Genomic DNA, 19,235 nt, shown 5'->3' on the forward strand with positions numbered 1-19,235 from the left:
GGCTACTCATATCGCGTTTGCCGGGGCAATGGGCATGCGGCACTGCGATGGCACCTTCGCCCATGGGCCACGATGGTCCCCATGCCCACCGGAAAGCAGCCCACCGGCCCGTTCACCCCGCGCGACTTCCAGCTGGTGCTGCTGCGCCGCATGGCCGACCACAACCCCGGCCCGGTGGAGGACGCCCGTCGCGAACTGGGCGCCTCGCTCGCGGACATGCGGGAGGCGAACAGGCGCTGGCAGGCGATGCTCCGCTCCCCGCGCTCCCGCTCGGCGGCCGCCCTCCCCCATAGCCTTAAGGGCATGGGAGGTGCCCCCATCCGCTCGGTCCTGGGCGAGCCCGAGTCCGCGGCGCCGCGCCGGATCGGCGACCTGGAGTGCGAGGCCCGGCAGTGGCGAGTCCCCCTCTGGCCGGACCTGCGCTTCGAGGTGCTCGTCGCCGACAAGGGCGTGGTCTGGAACGAGTGGCTGGTCCGCGCCCCAGGCGCCGAGGGACCCGAGCTGCGCACCCTGGACGACCTGACCCCCTGGTCCTGCACGGTCGACGAGGCCGCCCGCGCCTTCGCACCCGCCCGCCCGCTCCAGGGCTCGGCCCCCACCCGCTGGGGGCTGGCCTTCACCGCCCCGGACGGGAACGGCGTACGGCACGAGGTCGTCGCGGAGTTCACCTGGGGACTGCTCCAGCGGACGGCGGTCGGCGACCGCTAACGGGCCGCTGCGAGCACCGCCTCCACCACCCGTCGCAGCGACCGCTCGTGCAGCCACAGGAACAGGTTCGGCTCGACCAGCTCCAGCTCCATCACCCGCGGCCGTCCGTCCTCCCCGTCCACCAGGTCGACGCGGGCGTACAGCAGCTCGGGGGCGTCCGGTACGGCGGCCAGGGCGCTCTCGGCGACGGCGAGTTCGGCCGGGGCCGGGGTCCAGGGCTCCAGGCCGGGGTGCGCGACCTTGCGCTCGTCGTACGGCGTCCCCGGCGTGAGGACGGCGCCCTTGCGGCTGGCGTGCAGCAGGCGCCCGCCGAAGAACTGAAGCGCCCGCTCACCGGCGGTGTCGATGCTGCGCACGTACGGCTGCACCATCGCCGTGAAGCCCTCGGTGTGCATCCGCTCGACCTGCCGTACGGCGGTGGCGTGCTCGCCGGGTGTGTAGCGGGCGGCGAAGCGGGCCCCGGCGCCCGAGGTGGGCTTGACGACGTACTCGTGGCCGTCGGGCAGGTCGGGCGTCTCGCCGGGGGGTACGTAGCGGGTGGGGACGGTGGGCACGCCGGCCGCCGCGAGGTCGCCGAGGTAGCGCTTGTCGGTGTTCCACCGCACGACACCGGCCGGGTTCGCGAGCCGCGTGACCTCGCCGCACTTCTCGGCCCACGCCGTGAACTCGTCCGCGCGCCAGCTGTAGTCCCAGGTGGAGCGGATCACCGCGAGGTCGAAGGCCCCCCAGTCGACGGTGTCGTCGTCCCACACCTCGGCGGACGCCCGCGCCCCCGCCTCCTCCAACGCCCGCACGAGCACCGGGAGATCGCGGTCCTCGCTGACGCGGGGCCCGGGACGGCAGGTGACGAGCGCTATTCGGGGCATTACAGATGTATGGGGCATTGGTTACCGTTCCTCTTCCGGGTCCCAGTCCAGCAGCCGGACCTTGGCGACCGTGCGGACGTGGCGGCGCATCGCGGTGGCGGCCTGCCGGGGCTGCCGAGCGGCGACGGCGTCCAGGATGTCCTGGTGCTGGGCCAGGGAGCGGCCGGGGCGCCCCGGCTGGCGCAGGGACTCGGTGCGGCTCTCGGCGATCTGGTGGGCGATGGAGCGCATGAACTCCGCGAGCAGGCTGCTGTGCGCGGCAGCCGTCACCGCCGCGTGGAACAGGCGGTCACCCTCGACGCCGTGACCGCCGCTCTCGATCTCCTCGGCCATCACGGCCAGCGCGGACCGCATCGCGGCCAGGTCGTCCTCCGTGCGGCGCTCGGCGGCCAGTTCGGCGAGCTTCGTCTCCAGCGCCTCGCGGGCCTCCAGGACGTCCGGGAGCCGCCGCCGGCGTTCGACCATGTCCTCGACGGGCTCGACGTCGAGGCTGTCCCGCACCAGGTACGTCCCGCCGCCGTGCCGTGCCTCCACCAGGCCCTGGACCTCCAGGACCACGATCGCCTGCTTCACCGAGGCCCGGCTGACACCGAGACGCTGGGCGAGGTCCCGTTCGGGCGGAAGCCGGTCGCCGGCGCGCAGGCCGCCGTCGGTGACGTACTGGCGCAGCCGCTCCAGCACCTGTTCGTACAGGCGCTGCTTGGTCATGGGGCGCAGGGCGTCGGTCACGGGATCCCCCTCTCGCCGGGAGCGTAACACCGGGCGGTGCGTGGCCGAGTGGCTGAGCCAATTCGTGCGCGACCCCTTGACGGCGGCCCGGGGCGGGCCCACGCTGACCAGCCAACCGCACGATCCAAGTGGCTCATCCACTCAGCCAATAGGTCAGCCCTCGGGAGCCCCCGCATGTCCCCCGAACTCATCTCGATCCTCGTCCTCATCGTGGTGTTCGTCATCGCCACCACCCGTTCCGTCAACATGGGCGCGCTCGCCTTCGCCGCCGCCTTCGGGGTGGGCACGCTCGTCGCGGACCTCGACGCGGACGGCATCTTCGCCGGCTTCCCCGGTGACCTGTTCGTCGTCCTCGTCGGCGTCACCTACCTCTTCGCGATCGCCCGGGCCAACGGCACCACCGACTGGCTGGTGCACGCGGCCGTCCGGCTCGTGCGGGGGCGGGTCGCGCTGATCCCGTGGGTGATGTTCGCGCTCACCGGCGCGCTCACGGCGATCGGCGCGGTCAGCCCGGCCGCGGTGGCGATCGTCGCGCCGATCGCGCTGAGCTTCGCCACCCGGTACGCGATCAGCCCGCTGCTCATGGGCACGATGGTGGTGCACGGCGCGCAGGCCGGCGGTTTCTCGCCGATCAGCATCTACGGCTCGATCGTCAACGGCATCGTCGAACGCGAGGGCCTGCCGGGCAGCGAGGTCACCCTCTTCCTCGCCTCGCTCATCGCCAACCTCGTCATCGCGAGCGTGCTGTTCGTGCTGTTCGGCGGGCGGAAGCTGTGGGCGCGGGGCTCGGTGACGCCGGAGGACGGCGGCGCGGTGGGCAAGGGCGCGGAGCCCACCGACACGGGCACCGGCACCGGCACCGGCACCGGCGCCGCGGGCACCGCCCCCACCGCCCTGGCCGTCCGCCCGGACCAGGACACCGACGGCACCGGCGGCGGCCTGCGCCTCACCCCGGCCCGGGTCGCCACCCTGGTCGCCCTGGTCGCCCTCGTCGTCGCCGTCCTCGGCTTCGACCTGGACGCGGGTCTGACCGCGGTCTCCCTGGCCGTCGTGCTGAGCACCGCCTGGCCGGACGACAGCCGTCGCGCGGTCGGCGAGATCGCCTGGTCCACGGTCCTGCTGATCTGCGGTGTCCTCACGTACGTCGGCGTCCTGGAGGAGATGGGCACCATCACCTGGGCCGGTGAGGGCGTCGGCGGCATCGGCGTCCCGCTGCTGGCCGCGGTGCTGCTCTGCTACATCGGCGCGATCGTGTCGGCCTTCGCCTCCTCGGTGGGGATCATGGGCGCACTGATCCCGCTGGCGGTGCCGTTCCTCGCGCAGGGCGATATCGGTGCGGTCGGCATGGTGGCGGCGCTCGCGGTCTCGGCGACGGTGGTGGACGTCAGCCCGTTCTCGACGAACGGCGCGCTGGTGCTGGCCGCGGCGCCGGAGGCGGACCGGGAGCGCTTCTTCCGGCAGTTGATGGTGTACGGAGGGATCGTCGTGGCGGTCGTACCCGCGCTGGCGTGGCTGGTGCTGGTCGTGCCCGGCTTCGGGTAGGTCCACCTCGGACAACCGGTAATCGTGAGCAACAGCTAAGGAGTACGACGCGTGTCCTCTCTCTTCCCCGCCCTCTCCCCGGCCGCGACCGGCGCCGGGGCCGACCGGCCCGCCCTGCGGTTCGGCGGGCGTTCCCTGACGTACGCCGAACTGGCCGCCGCCGCGGGTGGCACCGCCGGACGGATCCGGGGCGCCGGGCGGGTCGCCGTCTGGGCGACGCCGGAGATGGAGACCGCCGTCGCCGTGGTGGCGGCGCTGCTGGCCGGGGTCCCCGCCGTGCCGCTCAACCCGAAGTCCGGTGACAAGGAACTCGCGCACATCCTCTCCGACAGCGAGCCCTCACTCGTCCTGGCGCCGCCGGGGAGCGAACTCCCGCCCGCCCTGGCCGCCCTGGAGCGCGTCGACGTCGACGCGCACGCCACCGGACCCGTCCCCGACGACGGCCGCACCGGCGACGGCGACCCCGCGCTCGTCGTCTACACCTCCGGCACCACCGGCCCGCCCAAGGGCGCCGTCATCCCCCGGCGTGCGCTCGCGACGACCCTGGACGCGCTCGCCGACGCGTGGCGGTGGACCGCCGACGACGTACTGGTGCAGGGGCTGCCGCTGTTCCACGTGCACGGCCTCGTGCTCGGCATCCTCGGCCCGCTGCGGCGCGGCGGGTCCGTGCGGCACCTGGGCAGGTTCTCCGCCGAGGGCGCGGCGCGGGAACTGAACGACGGCGCGACCATGCTGTTCGGGGTGCCGACGATGTACCACCGGATCGCCGAGGCGCTGCCCGGGGACCCGGAGCTGGCGAAGGCGCTCGCCGGGGCCCGGCTGCTGGTGTCCGGGTCGGCCGCGCTGCCCGTGCACGACCACGAGCGGATCGCCGCCGCGACCGGCCGGCGGGTGATCGAGCGGTACGGCATGACCGAGACCCTGATGCTGTGCTCGTCCCGGTGGACACCCCCGGACCCCCGGCCCAGTGTGCGGGCGGACGGCGAGCCGCGCGCCGGGACGGTGGGCGTACCGCTGCCCGGGGTGGAGCTGCGGCTCGTGGAGGACGACGGCACGCCGATCGCGGAGCTGGACGGGGAGAGCGTCGGCGAGATCCAGGTGCGCGGCCCGAACCTGTTCTCCGAGTACCTGAACCGCCCCGACGCCACCGCCGCCGCCTTCACCGACGACGGCTTCTTCCGCACCGGCGACATGGCGGTGCGCGACCCCGACGGCTATGTCCGCATCGTCGGCCGCAAGGCCACCGACCTGATCAAGAGCGGCGGGTACAAGATCGGGGCCGGCGAGATCGAGAACGCCCTTCTCGAACACCCGGGGGTGCGGGAGGCGGCGGTCACCGGGGAGCCCGACCCGGACCTCGGCGAGCGCATCGTGGCGTGGATCGTGCCCGCCGACCCCGCCTCGCCGCCCACCCTCGACGCGCTCGCCGACCATGTCGCGGGCCGGCTGGCCCCGCACAAGCGGCCCCGCGTCCTGCGGCACCTCGACGCCCTCCCCCGCAACGACATGGGGAAGATCATGAAGCGGGCGCTGTCCCATGACTGACCGGCCCTCCGCGCGCGAGTTCCTCGCCCTGCTCACCGACGACTTCACCGAACTCCCCCACCCGGCCGGACGGTCGCGGCCCGACGGCCCCCTCGGCTGGCACGGTTACGACGCCTCCCGCGCCCGCGCCGCCGAGCGCACCGGCGAGGAGGAGTCCGTCGTCTGCGGGGCCGGGCACGTCCAGGGCACCCGGGCCGTGCTCCTGGCCTTCGAGTTCGGCTTCCTCGGCGGCTCGCTGGGCCGCGCCACCGGCGACCGGCTGGAGGCCGCGTACACGTACGCCCGTGCACACCGCTTGCCGGTGGTGCCGTTGGTCGCCACCGGCGGCAGCCGGATGCAGGAGGGGATGCTCGCGCTGACCCAGCTCCAGCGGGTGGCGCGGCAGTCGGCGCTCACCCGGGAGGCCGGGCTGCCGCAGATCGCCGTACTGCGCGACCCGGCCACCGGCGGCGGCTGGGCGACGCTGGGCGCGGGCGCCGACGTGGTCCTCGCGCTGCCCGGCGCCCAGGTGGGTTTCGCCGGCTCCCGGGTCCGGCCACCGGACGCCGACCCGGCGGCGTACACGGCCGAGGCGCAGGTGGCGGCGGGCAGCGCGGACGCCGTCGTACCGGCCGGGGAGCTGCGCGGGACGCTGGGGCGGTGGCTGCGGCTGCTGACGGCACCGTCCGGCGACCCGGCGCTGGTGCCCGAGCCGCTGGGCGCACGGGACCTGCCGGTCGGCGGGTGGGACGCGGTCCGGCGGGCCCGCGCCCCCGAACGGCCGCGCGCCCGGGCGTACCTGGACGCCTACTTCGCCCACCGCGTCGCCCTCTCCGGCGACCGCTGCGGGGGCACCGACCCGGACGGCATGCTCTGCGGCTTCGGCGAGCACGCGGGGCGGACGGTCGCGTACGCCGCCCAGACCGGGACGGCGACCAGGCCCGCCGGATACCGCACCGCCACCCGGCTGATCCGTCTCGCGGACCGGCTCGGCATCCCGGTGCTGACCCTGGTCGACACCCCGGGTGCCGCCAACGACGCGGAGGCGGAACGGCAGGGCGTGGGCGCGGCGATCGCCGACCTGTTCGTGGCGGTGGCGTCGGCGCGCACGCCGGTCACCACACTGGTGATCGGCGAGGGCGGCTCGGGCGGGGCGCTCGCGCTGGCCGCGCCGGGCAGCACCTGGGCCACGCCGGACAGCTACTTCTCCGTCATCGCGCCGGAGCTCGCGGCGGCGATCCTGAAGCGCCCCCCGGCGGAGGTGGAGGCGACGGCCGGTCAACTGCGGCTGCGCCCGCAGGACTTGGCGGAGCTTGGCGTGATCCGAACAAGCGAGCAGTTGTTCCCTGGAACAGGTGATCGTCGCTCTGAAAAGCGTATGTGACTGCCGGGACCAACGATACTTACGTTGTGCGAGCAACGGGCTGCAGACCGTAGTCGACGCACAAGTCCCAAGTAGGTCCCACACATGCACAGCGCAAGGAGCTGCACGATCATGAACCTTCTCACCGACATCCTCGCCGGCATCGTCCACTTCGTCGGCTGGCTGGTCTGACGGTCCGAGAACCCAGGCGGCGCCGCCTCCCCGTCCCAGGGAGGCGGCGCCGTCCGCGTGTCAGCGCACGGCCACGGCCCGCACGATCTCCTGCGTGACCGAGCCGCCCCGGTCGTCGCGCGCCGAGGCCCTGAGCGAGACGTGCCCGGCGTCGCGGGGCACGCTCAGCGTCCCGTGCCAGGACGCCTGTCCATCGCCCTCCCCGTCGCCGCCGCGCAGCCGGACCTGCTGCCAGGTCTCGCCGTCGTCGTACGACACCTCCAGTTTCCCGCCGCCGATCGTCCCGGTGCCGGGGGCGCCCGCCACGTGCTCCGCACCGATCCCGACCCGCAGCTTCTTCCCGCCGCGCACCTCGCCCGCGAGGTCGGTGCCGACGTCGAAGGAGAGGTTGATCAGGGGCAGGTAGGTCCAGCGGTCCTCCGGCGTGGCGGCCGAGCGGAAGGTCCACTCCGCGTGCCCCTCGGTCCCGAGGCGCCAGCGGCCGGCGTCGAGCGCGGTGTCGGTGACGAGCCGGTACGTGCGCTCGTCGGCCGGCGCGTCGTCCACGTACGCGGCGGAACCCGTCCCCTGGTCGACCAGTTCGCCGTCCAGATACACCGACGTGGTCTGCGACATCCCGCTGCCCTCGCTCCACACGTCGCCGAAGCCGGTGTGGTCGGGGCCGGAGTCGCCCCAGCCGGGGGCGTTGAACTGGAGCCGGTTGCCCGCGCGCTGCTGTCCCCAGCCGAGTCCGGTGCCGAGATACGGGTGCCACACGGGCTTGAACCAGTTCAGCTCCGTACGCGCCCCTCCCTCGTACCGGACCGTTCCGGACCGCTGCTCCAGCGCGCCGTCGGCGGCCGTCACGGACTCGTGCCACAGCTGGCCCGGGCCGGTGGACACGTACTCGGTGCGTTCGACGGGGTAGTCGATCCGCTCCCGGAAGCCGATGCCGATCGGGAACGTGTCGGTGATCGAGTACCGGAACTCGCCGCCGCTCGCCGGCTCGGCCGCGTGGTACTTGGTCCGCAGCGCGGCGAGATCGCGACGCCCGGGCTCATAGGTGAGGTCCCGGTCGGGCACGCCGCCGCGATGCCCCTCGGAGAGGTCGTACGTGTAGGGCGTGTTGCGCGTCCCGGTCATGTCGACCCGCCCGGCGGCCCGCAGCCGACGCGCGTCGGCCGTACCGACCGTGGCGATCTGCAACGGCCGGTCGGCGTTGTCCGCCGTGCCCCACCAGGCCGTCAGCCGCCCGGCCGCGTCGTCGGTCACGAACAGCGCCTGCACGCCCGCGTCCTGGGCGGCCCGGGCGAGGTCCGCCGGTTCGGTGCCCTCGGTGAGCCGGGCGAGGGCCGCCCTGCCCCGGACCGCGTCCGGGAAGGGGCCGTCGCCGACGTCGACCAGCGGCATCCGGCTGCGCCCCTCGATCAGGGTGCCGCCCGACTGGACGACGGCCTCACCGATCCCCTCGACCTCCAGCAGCGGCTTGCCGAGCCGCCACACGGTCCGGTACTCGAAGTCACCCTCGGTGACCTTCCCGGTGGGCGCGGCGAAGACGCTGTCGTACGTCAGGGGCACCTGGACCGCGCCGAACAGGTCGGAGCCGTTCGCGCCGCGGTCGTACTCCATGAGCAGCTGCCGGGTCTCGGTGCGCCGGCCGACGTCGGCGCTGATCTCGCGCAGCTCCGTGCCGTCGAGGGTGATCTCGCGGTCCCGGTCGACGACGACCTCGGGCGCCGCGAGGAAGCCCAGCCCGAGCGAGTCGGCGCCGTGGCTGCCGCGCACGTCGAGGAAGGAGGTCAGGCTGTACGTCCCCGGCGCGAGCCGCAGCTTGAGGGTGCCGGAGTCACCGACGTGCGCGGGGACGGGGTCGACGCCCTCGGCGAGGCGCTGGACGACCAGGTCGGCCGGGGTCGCGGCACCCGCCCGGTCCTTGACGCGCACGGTGAGCGTGTACCGCTCGTCCTCCTTGACCATCCCGAACGCGGTGCGCGCGACGGGCGTGCCGTCGGCGCCGGACGCCACGATCCGGCCGCTCGTCGTGCCGACCGGCGCCTTGGACCCGTCGCCGGTGACGGTGGTGGAGGCGGTGCCGTGCGCGGGCACGGTGAGGGTGGTGTCGGCGAGGGTGGCGACGCCCTCGGGGGCGCCCTGCACGGACAGCTTCAACTCGACGGCGGTGCCGGAGTCGTTGGTGTAGGTGACGGCCTTGGTGACCGGCTCGTTGCCGTCGTACGGCCAGGACTGGAAGCCCAGGTCGACGCTCCCGGTGGCGGTGACGTCGGCGGCGACGGCGTCCGGCACGCTGACCCGCCCCGCCCCCAGTCGGTAGGCGGACGCGTCCAGTTCCTTCGAGGTGGACATCAGCGCGTCCTTGAGCCGCGCGCCGGTCCAGTCGGGGTGCTGCTCGGCGAGCAGGGCGGCGACCCCGGCGACGTGCGGCGTCGCCATCGACGTACCGCTCATGGAGGTGTAGTCGCCACTGCCCTCGCTGAGCCGGGAGCGGGCGGCGAGGATGCCGACGCCGGGGGCGGACAGGTCGGGCTTGAGCGCGTTGTCGCCGTGGCGTGGTCCCGCGCTGGTGAAGTAGGCCGCCTCGTCGGCCGGGTCGACGGCTCCGACGGTCAGGGCGGCGTCGGCGGCGCCGGGCGAGCCGATCGAGGACGGGGCGCCGGTGTTCCCGGCGGCGATGACGAACAGGGCGCCCGTCTCGCGGGACAGGGCGTTGACGGCCTGCGCCATCGGGTCGGTGCCGTCGCTGGGCTCGGTCGAGCCGAGGCTCATGGACACGATGTCGGCGTCCACGTCCCGGGCGGCCCACTCCATGCCGGCGATGATCTCGGACTCGCTGCCCGAGCCCGAGTCGTCCAGGACCTTGCCGACCGCGAGGTCGGCGCCGGGCGCCACGCCCTTCTCCTTGCCGTCGGAGGCCGCGCCGCTGCCGCCGACGGTGGAGGCGACGTGCGTGCCGTGGCCGTTGCGGTCGGCGACCTCCTCGCCGGCTATGAAGCTCCGGCTCTCCCCGACCCGTCCGGCGAGGTCGGGATGGCCCGCGTCCACGCCGCTGTCCAGCACGGCCACGGTGACGCCCTTGCCGGTCAGTCCGGCCTGCCAGGCCTCGGGGGTGCCGATCTGCGCGTTGGACTCGGCCATCGCGGCGGTGACCCGCCCGTCGAGCCACACGCCGTCGACACCGGCGCCGCGGCGGGTGAATTCCCGCCAGAATTCACGCCCCTTGTCGGCCTCGACGGCGACTCCGCGCACGCTGGGCAGCGCCCGCGTCCGTTCGGCTCCCCTCGGGGTGGCGGTCCGCGCGCCCTTGTCGTAGGTCACGATCAGCGGCAGTTCGCCGGTCTCGGAGTCGGCGAGCCCCTGGTCGAGCAGCTCGCCGACGTCGAAGAGGCGTTCGTCGAGGCTGCCGTCACGCAGGTACGGCAGGGCCTCGTCCGGTACGACGGTGGTCCGGCCGCCCGAACTGCGGGTGTGGACCGCGCCGGTGGCGCCCTCGGGCCGCTCGACCGTGACGGTCCTCCGGCCGCCGCCGAGGTCGGTGACGGTCACCCGGTCGCCGGTGACGAGGGTGACGGTGCGGGCGGCGGCCGCGGACGGGCCGGCGGCGGCCGGGGTGCGCGCCGTGTCCGGGGGCGGCTCCTGCGCCGCCGCCGTCCCGGCCGGCAGCAGCGCGATCACGAGCCCCGCCGACAGGAGGGTCGCCCCGCGTCTGACTGGTCCTCTGCTCATCCACGCCTCTCTTCGTATCGTCGTAGAGTGCTGCGACGAATGCTGGGAGAAGTCTCAGGGGGCTTGTGGGGCAGCGGAGTTGACCGGAGGTGGCGGATTGGCGCCCTGGCGGGTTTCCGCCAGGGCGGCGGTGGACCGGAGGCGGTGGGCGGGACAGGGCCGAGTACCGTCCGTCAGAATGACCTTCCGCACAGGTACGGCAGACGGGGAGCGAGCGGCGTCATGGACGGGTTGGTCGAGTTCAAGACCGAGGACGGCACGCGGGTGGTCGTCGAGGGCGTCGAGGACGAGGACGGCGCGCGGCTGGTCTCGCGCGGCGACGGACCGGCCCAGGCGGCACGCACGTTCGAGGGCTCCCTGGAAGGCGTGCGGGCGGCGGCCGAGTCCGCGCTGCGGGTGTTCCGGGACGGCACGCTCGGACCCGACTCGGTGGAGCTGGAGTTCGGGGTCAAGCTGAGCGCGGAGGCCGGCGCGATCATCGCGAAGGGCTCGGCGGAAGGCCACCTGGTCGTGAAGCTGAGCTGGTCGCCGGAGCCGTCCCCGGCGCTGCCCCGGGACCCGGAAGCCGCCGACCCGTCATGAGCGGGATCGCGTGGCACGCCCGCGTCGAGTGCGGCAAGGAGGTCGGCGCCGGATTCCTCGTCTCCCCGCGCCGGTTGCTCACCTGCGCCCACGTCGTCAGGTGGAGCGGCAGCGCGACGGTCACGGTGACCTTCCCGGGCCGCCGGGAGCTGGGCGAGCTGTCCGCCACGGTCGCCGTGCACGGCGGCTGGCAGGGTGGCCCCGCCGACCTCGGCGACCTGGCCGTACTGGAACTGGACCGTGAGGTGCCGCTCGCCCCGGCCGTCTTCGCCCCGCCCGGCTCGGAACAGGGAGCACCCGCACCCCAGTTGGTCGCCTACGGCTTCCCCAAGGGGTACGACGAGGGCATGCTCGCCTCCTACCGTGCCCTGCCCGGCCCGCTCATCTCGGGCGAGTGGGTCCAGCTGGAGGCGCTCACGGCGCACGGGCAGCCGCTCGCGGCCGGGTTCAGCGGCGCGGCGCTGGCGCTGGCCGACGGCACGGTCGTCGGCATGGTCACCGCGGTCGCGGGCGCCAAGGACGTACGCGTCGGCAGAATGCTGCCCGTCGAGATCATGGCGCGCTACTGGCCGGAGCTGGGCGAACTGGTACCCACGCCGGGCCACCGGGCGGACGCGCGCAGGCGGTTGTACGCGCTGGTGCGCCGGGCCGAGGACACCGGCCTGGTGTGCGACCCGAACCGGCTGTACGTCTCCGCCATGGACCCCTTCGCCCCGCCGCCCCCGGAAGGGGGCTTCGCCTCGCTGCGGGAAGCCGCCGCGTACGTGCAGTGGGAGGTGCCGGAGCCGGGCGCCGTGGCCCGGTTCGCCGACCGGCTGGAGGAACTGCTGCACGCACCGCCGCCGCGCCCCGCGACGTGGTCGCCCATCGTCGTGGAGATCGATCACAGCGGCGTCGGCGCCGACCAGGTCACCGTGGAGGTGTCCGCCTACCGGGACGGGCAGCGCCGCCCGGTGGGCGCGCGCCGGCTGGCCAGGAGCGCGGTGCGGTCGTTCGTGCAGGAGCGCATCGACGAGGCGTTCACCCAGCTCGATCCCGGCGCCGAGGAACTGCTCACCTTCGTGCTGCCGCGCGAGTGGCTGAACGAACCGGTGGCGCACTGGGCGTGCAGCGAGGACGACCCCACGCCGCTCGGCTGCGCCTATCCGCTCGTGGTGACCGACCGCCACCGCCACCGCAGCGGGCGGCTCCGCCACCAGTTGCGCAAGAAGTGGCGCAAGCTCGGGGTCAGCACGGGCGGCACACTGCACCGCGTCGACTGCGGCACCCGGGAGCGGCCGGCCGGCCTGCGCATGCGGCTGCGGGACGACGCGGAGCTGGCCGGTTTCGCCACCGCGCCCGCGGTGGCCCGGGAGCATTTCGAGGTCGGTCTCCACGTCCCCGTCCCGGTGCTGCTGTGGCCGCGCAGGGGGTGCCCCGGCGACGGGCACGACGGCCCCTGCTCCGGTACGGCGTTCCTCGACGAACTCACCGTGTCCGTGGCCGGGGTACCGCCGTCCGAACTTCCCCGCCTGGTCATGGAGCTGCGCGAGGCGGCGGACGCGGCCGACGTCCCCGACGAGCACTGGGCGAGGGACGTCCAGCTCCTGTGGGACGACCCCCGCTGCTTCGCCGAGCCCCCCGCCCTCCTCCACTCGCCCGTCGGCTGAACCGCCCACCACCGAACCGCCCACCGACCGCACCGCCCACCGCCGGACCGCCCGCCGACCGCGCCGCCCACCGCCGGACCGCCCGCCAACCGAACCACCCAGCTGGAACGCTCGCCGCCGAACCGCCCGCCGACCGAACCACCCACGCCGGACCACCCACCGCCGAACCACCCACGCCGCACGCCCGCCGCCGAAACGAACCGCCCGCCGCACCGATCGCTCGGAGAGAAGAACCATGCCCCTGTGGCCCGTCTACACCGGCGCGCCGGCCCCCCACGACGGCATCACCAAGCTGCCCCCGCCGCCGCCCTGGCGGGCATTCGACGGCCATCCCGTGCTCGACCCGCCGGACGAGGACGGCGACGCCCCGGCCACCTCGCCCGACCGCGTCCACCGGGCCGCGACCTACCAGGCCTCCGGGCACACGGTGCAGTTGGTCAACGCCGCCCTGTACCTGCGGCGCCCCCTGCTGGTCACCGGACCGCCCGGCACCGGCAAGTCGTCCCTCGCCTACGCGGTCGCCCGCGAACTGCGGCTCGGCCCGGTCCTGCGGTGGAACATCACCAGCCGCAGCACCCTCCACGACGGCCTCTACACGTACGACCCGCTCTCCCGGCTGTACGCGGCGCGCCACGCCACCGAACGTCCCGAGGACCCGGCGGCCGGGGCGGGCATCGAGAACCACCTGCGCCTCGGCCCGCTCGGCACCGCCCTCCTCCCCTACGCCCGCCCGCGCGCCCTGCTCATCGACGAGATCGACAAGAGCGACCTCGACCTGCCGAACGACCTGCTGCACGTCCTGGAGGAGGGCCAGTACGAGATCCCCGAACTGGTCCGGGCCTCCCGGGACACCCCCGACGGGCGTGCCGAGGTGCTGATCGACGGCACCGACCAGCGGGTGCCCGTCGAGCGCGGCCGGGTCCGCTGCAAGGCCTTCCCGTTCGTCGTCCTCACCAGCAACGGCGAGCGCGAGTTCCCGCCCGCGTTCCTGCGCCGCTGTGTCTCGCTGCGCCTGCGGCAGCCGGACGACGAGCACCTCACCGAGATCGTCCGCGCCCACCTGGGAGAGCCCGACGGGTACGCGCAGCAGCTGATCGACCGGTTCCTGTCCCGGGTGGGCAGCGGCGAACTGGCCACCGACCAGCTCCTCAACGCGATCTACCTGGCCCGGTCCTCCGGCCTGGGCACCGACTCGCTCGACGAGCTGGCGGAGCAGCTGATGCCGTACCTGGGCCGGTCCCCGCAGCCAGACGCCTTCTGATGCCCGCCGACCGCCCCGGCTCACCGGAGCCCCTGCCCCGCCTGGCCGACATCCTCGGCCGAGCGGCCTCGGGCGTCCGCCCGACCCCGCTGGAGCTGGCCGAACTCCTGTGGCTGGCAGGACAGATGGAGCCCGGGGAGCCGCACCGGCCGACTCCGACGGCTCCGACGGCTCCGACGGCCGAGGCGGAACCCGGGGCGCCGGCCCCGCCCGCGCCCCGGGTGACGCCGGAGCAGCGCCGGCCGGGCGGGCCGCCCCGGCGCGACCGGCCGCAGGAGCCGCCGCCCGTACCCGAGGCACGCACCCCCCTGCGCCTGCCGTCCCCGGCCCCCGCACCGGGCACGTCGGCGGTCGAACCGCACAGCGCCCTGCTCGCGCCCGCCCCGCCGATGCTGCGGCACACGCTGGCGCTGCAGCGCTCCCTGCGCCCGCTGAAGCGCCGTACCGACGCTCCGGTGGGGCACGAGGTGGACGAGGCCGCGACCGCCGACCGCATCGCGCGGCTGGGGGCCGGCCCCGAGTGGTGGCTGCCGGTGCTGCGGCCCGTGCGGGAGCGCTGGCTGCGGCTGAACCTGGTGCACGACGCGGGCCCCACGATGCCCGTCTGGCAGCCCCTGGTGCGCGAACTGCACGCCACGCTCGCCCAGTCGGGCGTCTTCCGCACGGTCACCCTGCACCGCGCGGAACCCGACGGCACCGTCCGCGGCGACGGAGCCGACGCGCCCGCCGACGGCCGTACCGTCACCCTGCTGATCAGCGACTGCATGGGGCCGCAGTGGCGCGAGGGCCCGGCCGGCACCCGGTGGTTCGGCACACTGCGCCGCTGGGCGCGCCGTACGCCCCTGGCCGTTCTGCAGCCGCTGCCCGAGCAGTTGTGGCGGGACACCGCCCTGCCGCCGGTCCCCGGCCGGCTGTCGGCCCCGCACCGGGCCGCGCCCAGCGCGTCGCTCGCCTTCACCCCGTACGACGGCACCGCGCCCCGGGCGCCCGGGAAGACCGTGTACGTACCCGTGCTGGAACCGGGACCCGAGTGGCTGGCGAACTGGGCCGCACTGGTCGCGAGCCCGGGCGGCACCGAGTATCCGGGCGCCGCCGCCGCACTGCACCACCCGTTGCCGGCCGACGCCGACGACCGCACCGACGTGACGCGGCTGTCCGCCGAGGAACTGGTCCTGCGTTTTCGCGCGAGCGCGTCCCCGGAGGCCTTCCGGCTGGCCGGCCACCTCGCGCTGGGGCGTCCGGACCTGCCGGTGATGCGGCTGGTGCAGGCAGCCGTCGAGCCGCACCCACTCCCCCAGCACCTGGCCGAGGTCATCCTCAGCGGGCTGCTCACCACGGTCGCCGGGCCGCCCGGCTCGTACGCGTTCCGTCCCGGCGTGCGCGACCTGCTGCTGCGCGGACTGCCCCGTACCGCGCGCAACCGCACCCACGAGCTGCTGCTGCGGACCGGCGGCCTGATCGACGAGCGGGCGGGGCGGTCGCCGGGCGAGTTCCGCGCGCTGATCCCCGACCGGGACGGCACCGAGCGGGCCGACCGGAACGAGTCGTTCGCGGCGATCAGCCAGGAGAGCGCGCGGCAGCTGGCCGCGCGGGAGCGGCCACCGGCCGCGTCGCCCTTCCCGCGCGCGGTGAGCGCGCGCTACCGGCCGGTGCGCCGGCTCGCGCCGACCGGGCGGATGTGGCTGGCCGAGGACACCGGGGCGAACCGGACGGTGACGGTCCGGCTGCACGACGCGAACACCGACCCCGCGTCGCGCGAGGCGTTCCTGCGCGACGCGCGCCGCCTGACGGAGATCACCCACCCGAACGTGGTCACCGTCCTCGACCGCGGCATCGAGGACGACATCCCGTACGTCGTCATGGAGCACCTCGACGGCATCGCCCTGAACGCCCTCACCCGGTCGGGCGGCCGGCGGCTGCCGGTGCCGCTGACGGTGTCGGTGGGGGCGCAGCTGGCGGCGGCGCTCACCGCCCTGCACGAGGCGGGCGTCACGCACGGCGGTCTGGAGGCCTCCCGGGTGGTCCTGCTGCCGGACGGCACGGTCCGGCTGAGCCTCTTCGAACCGGGGCGCACCTCGGGCCCGGCCGGACGCTCCGAGGACCTGCGGGCCCTGTGCGACGTGCTGCTGCTGCTGACGTCGGGCACCTCGCGCCTGACGGTCCCGATCGACTCCCGCCACCTCGACCGGCTGCCCGGCAACCTGCGGATCCACTACGCGCACGCCTTCGACCAGCTGATGTCCGCCTCGTCGGCGACGCAGACCCAGGGTCTGCGGCTGCTCGCGGACCCTGGGCTGCCGGAGCAGGCGCGCGAGGCGTACGAGCTGCGCCGGTACCACGTCCTGGGACCGCTGCGGGTGCGGCTCCGGGACGGCTCCCCCGACCTGCCGCCGGACATCCGCGCGCTGCTCGCCATGCTGCTGCTCAAGCACGGCCGCACGGTGACGCACGAGGAGCTGCGGTGGGGGCTGTGGGACCCGGGCGACGAGCCGCGCGACCCGCACGCCGAGGTGACCCGGCTGGTGGCGCGGCTTGCGGACGTTCTGGGCCCGGGCGTACTGGCGACGCCCGCCCACGGCTGCGCCCTGCACACCAGCGCCGACGAAGTGGACGTGGTGCGGTGCGACGAGCTGGTACGGGACGCCGACGCGGCTCGGCTGGCAGGCGCGCACAGCGAGGCCCGCGACCTCGTCACCGCGGCGCTGGCGCTCTGGCACGGCCCCGAACCGCTGGCGGACGTGCCCGGCCCCGCCGCCCGCACCGCCCGCACCCGCCTCGTCCGGCTCCGCCTCGCCCTGTACACCAAGCGCGCCGAACTCGACCTTGCCCTCGGTGAGTACGACCGGGCGTCCACCGACCTGGCCGGCCTGCTCCACGCCCACCCGCACCGGGAGGACTTCCGCCGCCTGTACCTGATCGCCCTGCGCCGCCAGGGCCGGGGCGAGGAGGCCCTGGCGGTGTACGAGGAGTACGAACTGTCCGGGGGGCGGAGCCCGGCACTGGCGGCGCTGGGCCGGGAACTGCGCGAGGAGCACGACGAGCCCGCGGACGACGCCCCGTGGCAGGCGTACGAGGAGCCGCCGGTCCCGGACGGACCGAACGGCGCCGTGTCCGCGCCGGACGAGCTTCCGGAGGGCCCGTTCCCCACGGAGGACGGCCTCTGGAGGCCCCTGCTGGAGGAGCCGGAGGAAACGACCGAGGAGGCGGAGGCGGCCGAGTTGCTCGCCGCGCGTGGGGCGTGGGGGGACGATCCCGACGACCCGGACCTCGACCCGGCGGAGGCCCTGGAGCGGGCGGAGATCATGGCGGAGGTGGCGGCATACGAGGCGGCGGATCCCGCGGAGTACGACACCGAATTCCGCGACTGCGCCCGCTTCACGTTCGCCGACGGCCCCTCGGGCGGCGAGGCCCGTTCGGCCCTGCACGGCGTGGTCACGGACCTGCTGACGGACAGCGGGCTCCACGGCGAGGCGTACGAACTCCTCGACGATCAGGACCGCGGCCTCCTCGTGCTGCTGGCGCCGCGGGTGGCGGCCTCCCGCCTGCTCCGGGCGACCGTGGCGGGTCTGCCCGGGCACCTGGCACGCGTCGGCGGCCTGCGGTTGCGGGTCGAGTTCTGGCAGGAGGAGTTCCGCATGGACGGCATTGAGGAGCAGGTCTTCCGCGCCGACCCCGGGACGGTCGACGCGGCCTTGGACGCCTCCGGCGCACAGGCGGTCATCGCCCTTTCGGACTCCCTGTACTACGACGAGGTGTACGAGGACGAGGAGGGGGAGGGGGACGGCGGCCTCGTCTTCGCCCTGGACGCGTTCCGGTCGCTGGGCGCCGACAGGGGCTGGTACAGCACGGTCGACGGGGCCCGTGGCCCGAGCGTGGCGGTACCGGCCGGCGCGGCGGTTCGGGGGCCCTTCCCCGTACCGTCCGGTGGATGGGCCCCCGTGCCCCAGGACGAGTCCCGGGCCGTGGTGCTGCGGCTGCCCGACGGCGATCTCGCCCTGCCGGACTCCGACCGGGTCCGGTCGGTGCCCCTCGCCGCCCGCGCGGCATGGCAGTACTTCGAGGTCGACCTGTCCGAGCATCACCTCGCCACGGACCACTCCGCGCTGCGGGTCACGTGGTCCGTGGTGGATCCGGTCGAGGCCGTGGCCGGCCGGGAGACCGACCTGCGCGTGGTGTTCGCCGAGCTGAGCGGAGAACGTCTGACGGTCTCCCCGGACGGCCGAGGGGCCCTCCCGGGCTGGGCGGACGTCTCCGGCTACCGCGTCCGGTGGTCTCCCCTCGGCGGCACCGCCGCCGCCCGGGCCCGCCCCCGCCGCACGGCGGACACTCCCGAAGACCTGATCGCCCGCGCCCGCTGCGTCCTCCTCGGCTTCGACGACGTGACGGCCCGGCTGTACCGGCCCGCCGCGGAGCGGGAGGTGCTCCTGGACATCGCGGCGCTCCTCGTCGAGGAGCGTGATCCCGGGGACGCGCTCACCGGGGCCCCGCTGCCCCGGGTCGCGTCGGACGGGTACGCCGGCACGCTCGACTTCCTCCGGGCGCTCGCCGGACACCGGCTCGCCCAGGACGTGCGTCTCCGGCTCGACCGGCACGAGGCCCGGGCGGCGCCCACCGCGCAGCCGACCCCGCTCGCCGACCGGCTGATCCGGGCGCTGCACACCCGCGAGGTGCCCACCGCCGTGGTGACCGACCGGGCCCCTGCCCCGGTCGCCGCCTACCTGAGACGCCGGAGCCTGCTGGACGCCCTGCCGGGCGGCGTCCACGGCCGGGACGCCGACCTCACCCGCCTCATGCCCGACCCGGACGTCCTTCGGCGAGCCCTGGAGCGGCTCGACGCCACCCCCGGCGAGTGTGTGCTGATCGGTTCCTGCCCCGCCGAGCAGTCCGCCGCCCGCGCCATCGGCCTGCCGTTCGTCGGCTACTGGCGCGGCGAACGGGTCCGACGGGACCTGAGAGCGGCGGACGCCGACGCGCTCCTCGTACCGGACCTCCGTCCGCTGCTCACGGCGGCCGAGAACCGCTGATCGCACACCCCCCATTCAGCGGCCCCCCGCCCGGCCCTCTCCAGAAGGCGCCCGCCCCGGCACCCGCGCACGATG

11 protein-coding genes are annotated in these 19,235 nt (G+C 75.0%); 8 read left to right on the forward strand and 3 right to left on the reverse strand.

The window, feature by feature from the left end:
* Positions 1–81 precede the first annotated feature (81 nt).
* The gene (locus ACFW48_RS01145) at positions 82–708 is read left to right on the forward strand and encodes a hypothetical protein (protein WP_386309233.1); all 627 of its coding nucleotides are present in this window, start codon (positions 82–84) and stop codon (positions 706–708) included.
* Here the strand turns inward: ACFW48_RS01145 and ACFW48_RS01150 are convergent.
* The gene (locus ACFW48_RS01150) at positions 705–1,574 is read right to left on the reverse strand and encodes a RimK family alpha-L-glutamate ligase (RefSeq protein ID WP_386309235.1); all 870 of its coding nucleotides are present in this window, start codon (positions 1,572–1,574) and stop codon (positions 705–707) included. The genes ACFW48_RS01145 and ACFW48_RS01150 overlap by 4 nt on opposite strands.
* A 21-nt stretch (positions 1,575–1,595) precedes the next feature.
* Entirely contained in the window at positions 1,596–2,303 is a 708-nt protein-coding gene (locus ACFW48_RS01155; RefSeq protein WP_376671165.1) for a FadR/GntR family transcriptional regulator, read from the reverse strand.
* Positions 2,304–2,477: 174 nt separating this feature from the next.
* On the opposite strand from ACFW48_RS01155, the gene ACFW48_RS01160 reads away from it, so the two are divergent.
* From ACFW48_RS01160 to ACFW48_RS01170, 3 genes are read left to right on the forward strand one after another with little or no spacing between them, the layout of a single operon-like run.
* Positions 2,478–3,845 carry an SLC13 family permease gene (locus tag ACFW48_RS01160; protein ID WP_386309237.1) on the forward strand — a complete coding sequence of 456 codons (1,368 nt, stop codon included), beginning with the start codon at positions 2,478–2,480 and terminating at the stop codon, positions 3,843–3,845.
* Between the two features lie 51 nt (positions 3,846–3,896).
* Positions 3,897–5,390 carry an acyl-CoA synthetase gene (locus ACFW48_RS01165; RefSeq protein WP_386309239.1) on the forward strand — a complete coding sequence of 498 codons (1,494 nt, stop codon included), beginning with the start codon at positions 3,897–3,899 and terminating at the stop codon, positions 5,388–5,390.
* Positions 5,383–6,753 (forward strand): carboxyl transferase domain-containing protein, encoded by a 1,371-nt coding sequence (locus tag ACFW48_RS01170; protein WP_386309242.1) that lies wholly within the window; start codon positions 5,383–5,385, stop codon positions 6,751–6,753. The genes ACFW48_RS01165 and ACFW48_RS01170 overlap by 8 nt, the downstream gene beginning before the upstream one ends.
* 231 nt (positions 6,754–6,984) lie before the next feature.
* Here the strand turns inward: ACFW48_RS01170 and ACFW48_RS01175 are convergent, their stop codons facing one another.
* Complete coding sequence (locus ACFW48_RS01175) at positions 6,985–10,644, reverse strand: S8 family serine peptidase (RefSeq protein ID WP_386309244.1); 3,660 nt, start codon at positions 10,642–10,644, stop codon at positions 6,985–6,987.
* Positions 10,645–10,866: 222 nt separating this feature from the next.
* Here ACFW48_RS01175 and ACFW48_RS01180 point away from each other — a divergent pair, with 222 nt between their 5' ends.
* The 4 genes from ACFW48_RS01180 (at position 10,867) to ACFW48_RS01195 (ending at position 19,160) form a co-directional block, all read left to right on the forward strand.
* Positions 10,867–11,226 (forward strand): CU044_2847 family protein, encoded by a 360-nt coding sequence (locus ACFW48_RS01180; RefSeq protein ID WP_386309245.1) that lies wholly within the window; start codon positions 10,867–10,869, stop codon positions 11,224–11,226.
* Positions 11,223–12,875 (forward strand): trypsin-like peptidase domain-containing protein, encoded by a 1,653-nt coding sequence (locus ACFW48_RS01185; RefSeq protein WP_386309248.1) that lies wholly within the window; start codon positions 11,223–11,225, stop codon positions 12,873–12,875. The genes ACFW48_RS01180 and ACFW48_RS01185 overlap by 4 nt, the downstream gene beginning before the upstream one ends.
* 235 nt (positions 12,876–13,110) lie before the next feature.
* A complete protein-coding gene (locus ACFW48_RS01190) occupies positions 13,111–14,136 on the forward strand; it encodes an AAA family ATPase (protein WP_386309250.1) in 1,026 nt (341 codons plus the stop codon).
* The gene (locus ACFW48_RS01195; RefSeq protein ID WP_386309252.1) at positions 14,136–19,160 is read left to right on the forward strand and encodes an SAV_2336 N-terminal domain-related protein; all 5,025 of its coding nucleotides are present in this window, start codon (positions 14,136–14,138) and stop codon (positions 19,158–19,160) included. The genes ACFW48_RS01190 and ACFW48_RS01195 overlap by 1 nt, the downstream gene beginning before the upstream one ends.
* Positions 19,161–19,235: the final 75 nt, after the last annotated feature.

The organism is Streptomyces sp. NPDC058812, from assembly GCF_042744565.1.
Lineage (GTDB): Bacteria > Actinomycetota > Actinomycetes > Streptomycetales > Streptomycetaceae > Streptomyces > Streptomyces thinghirensis.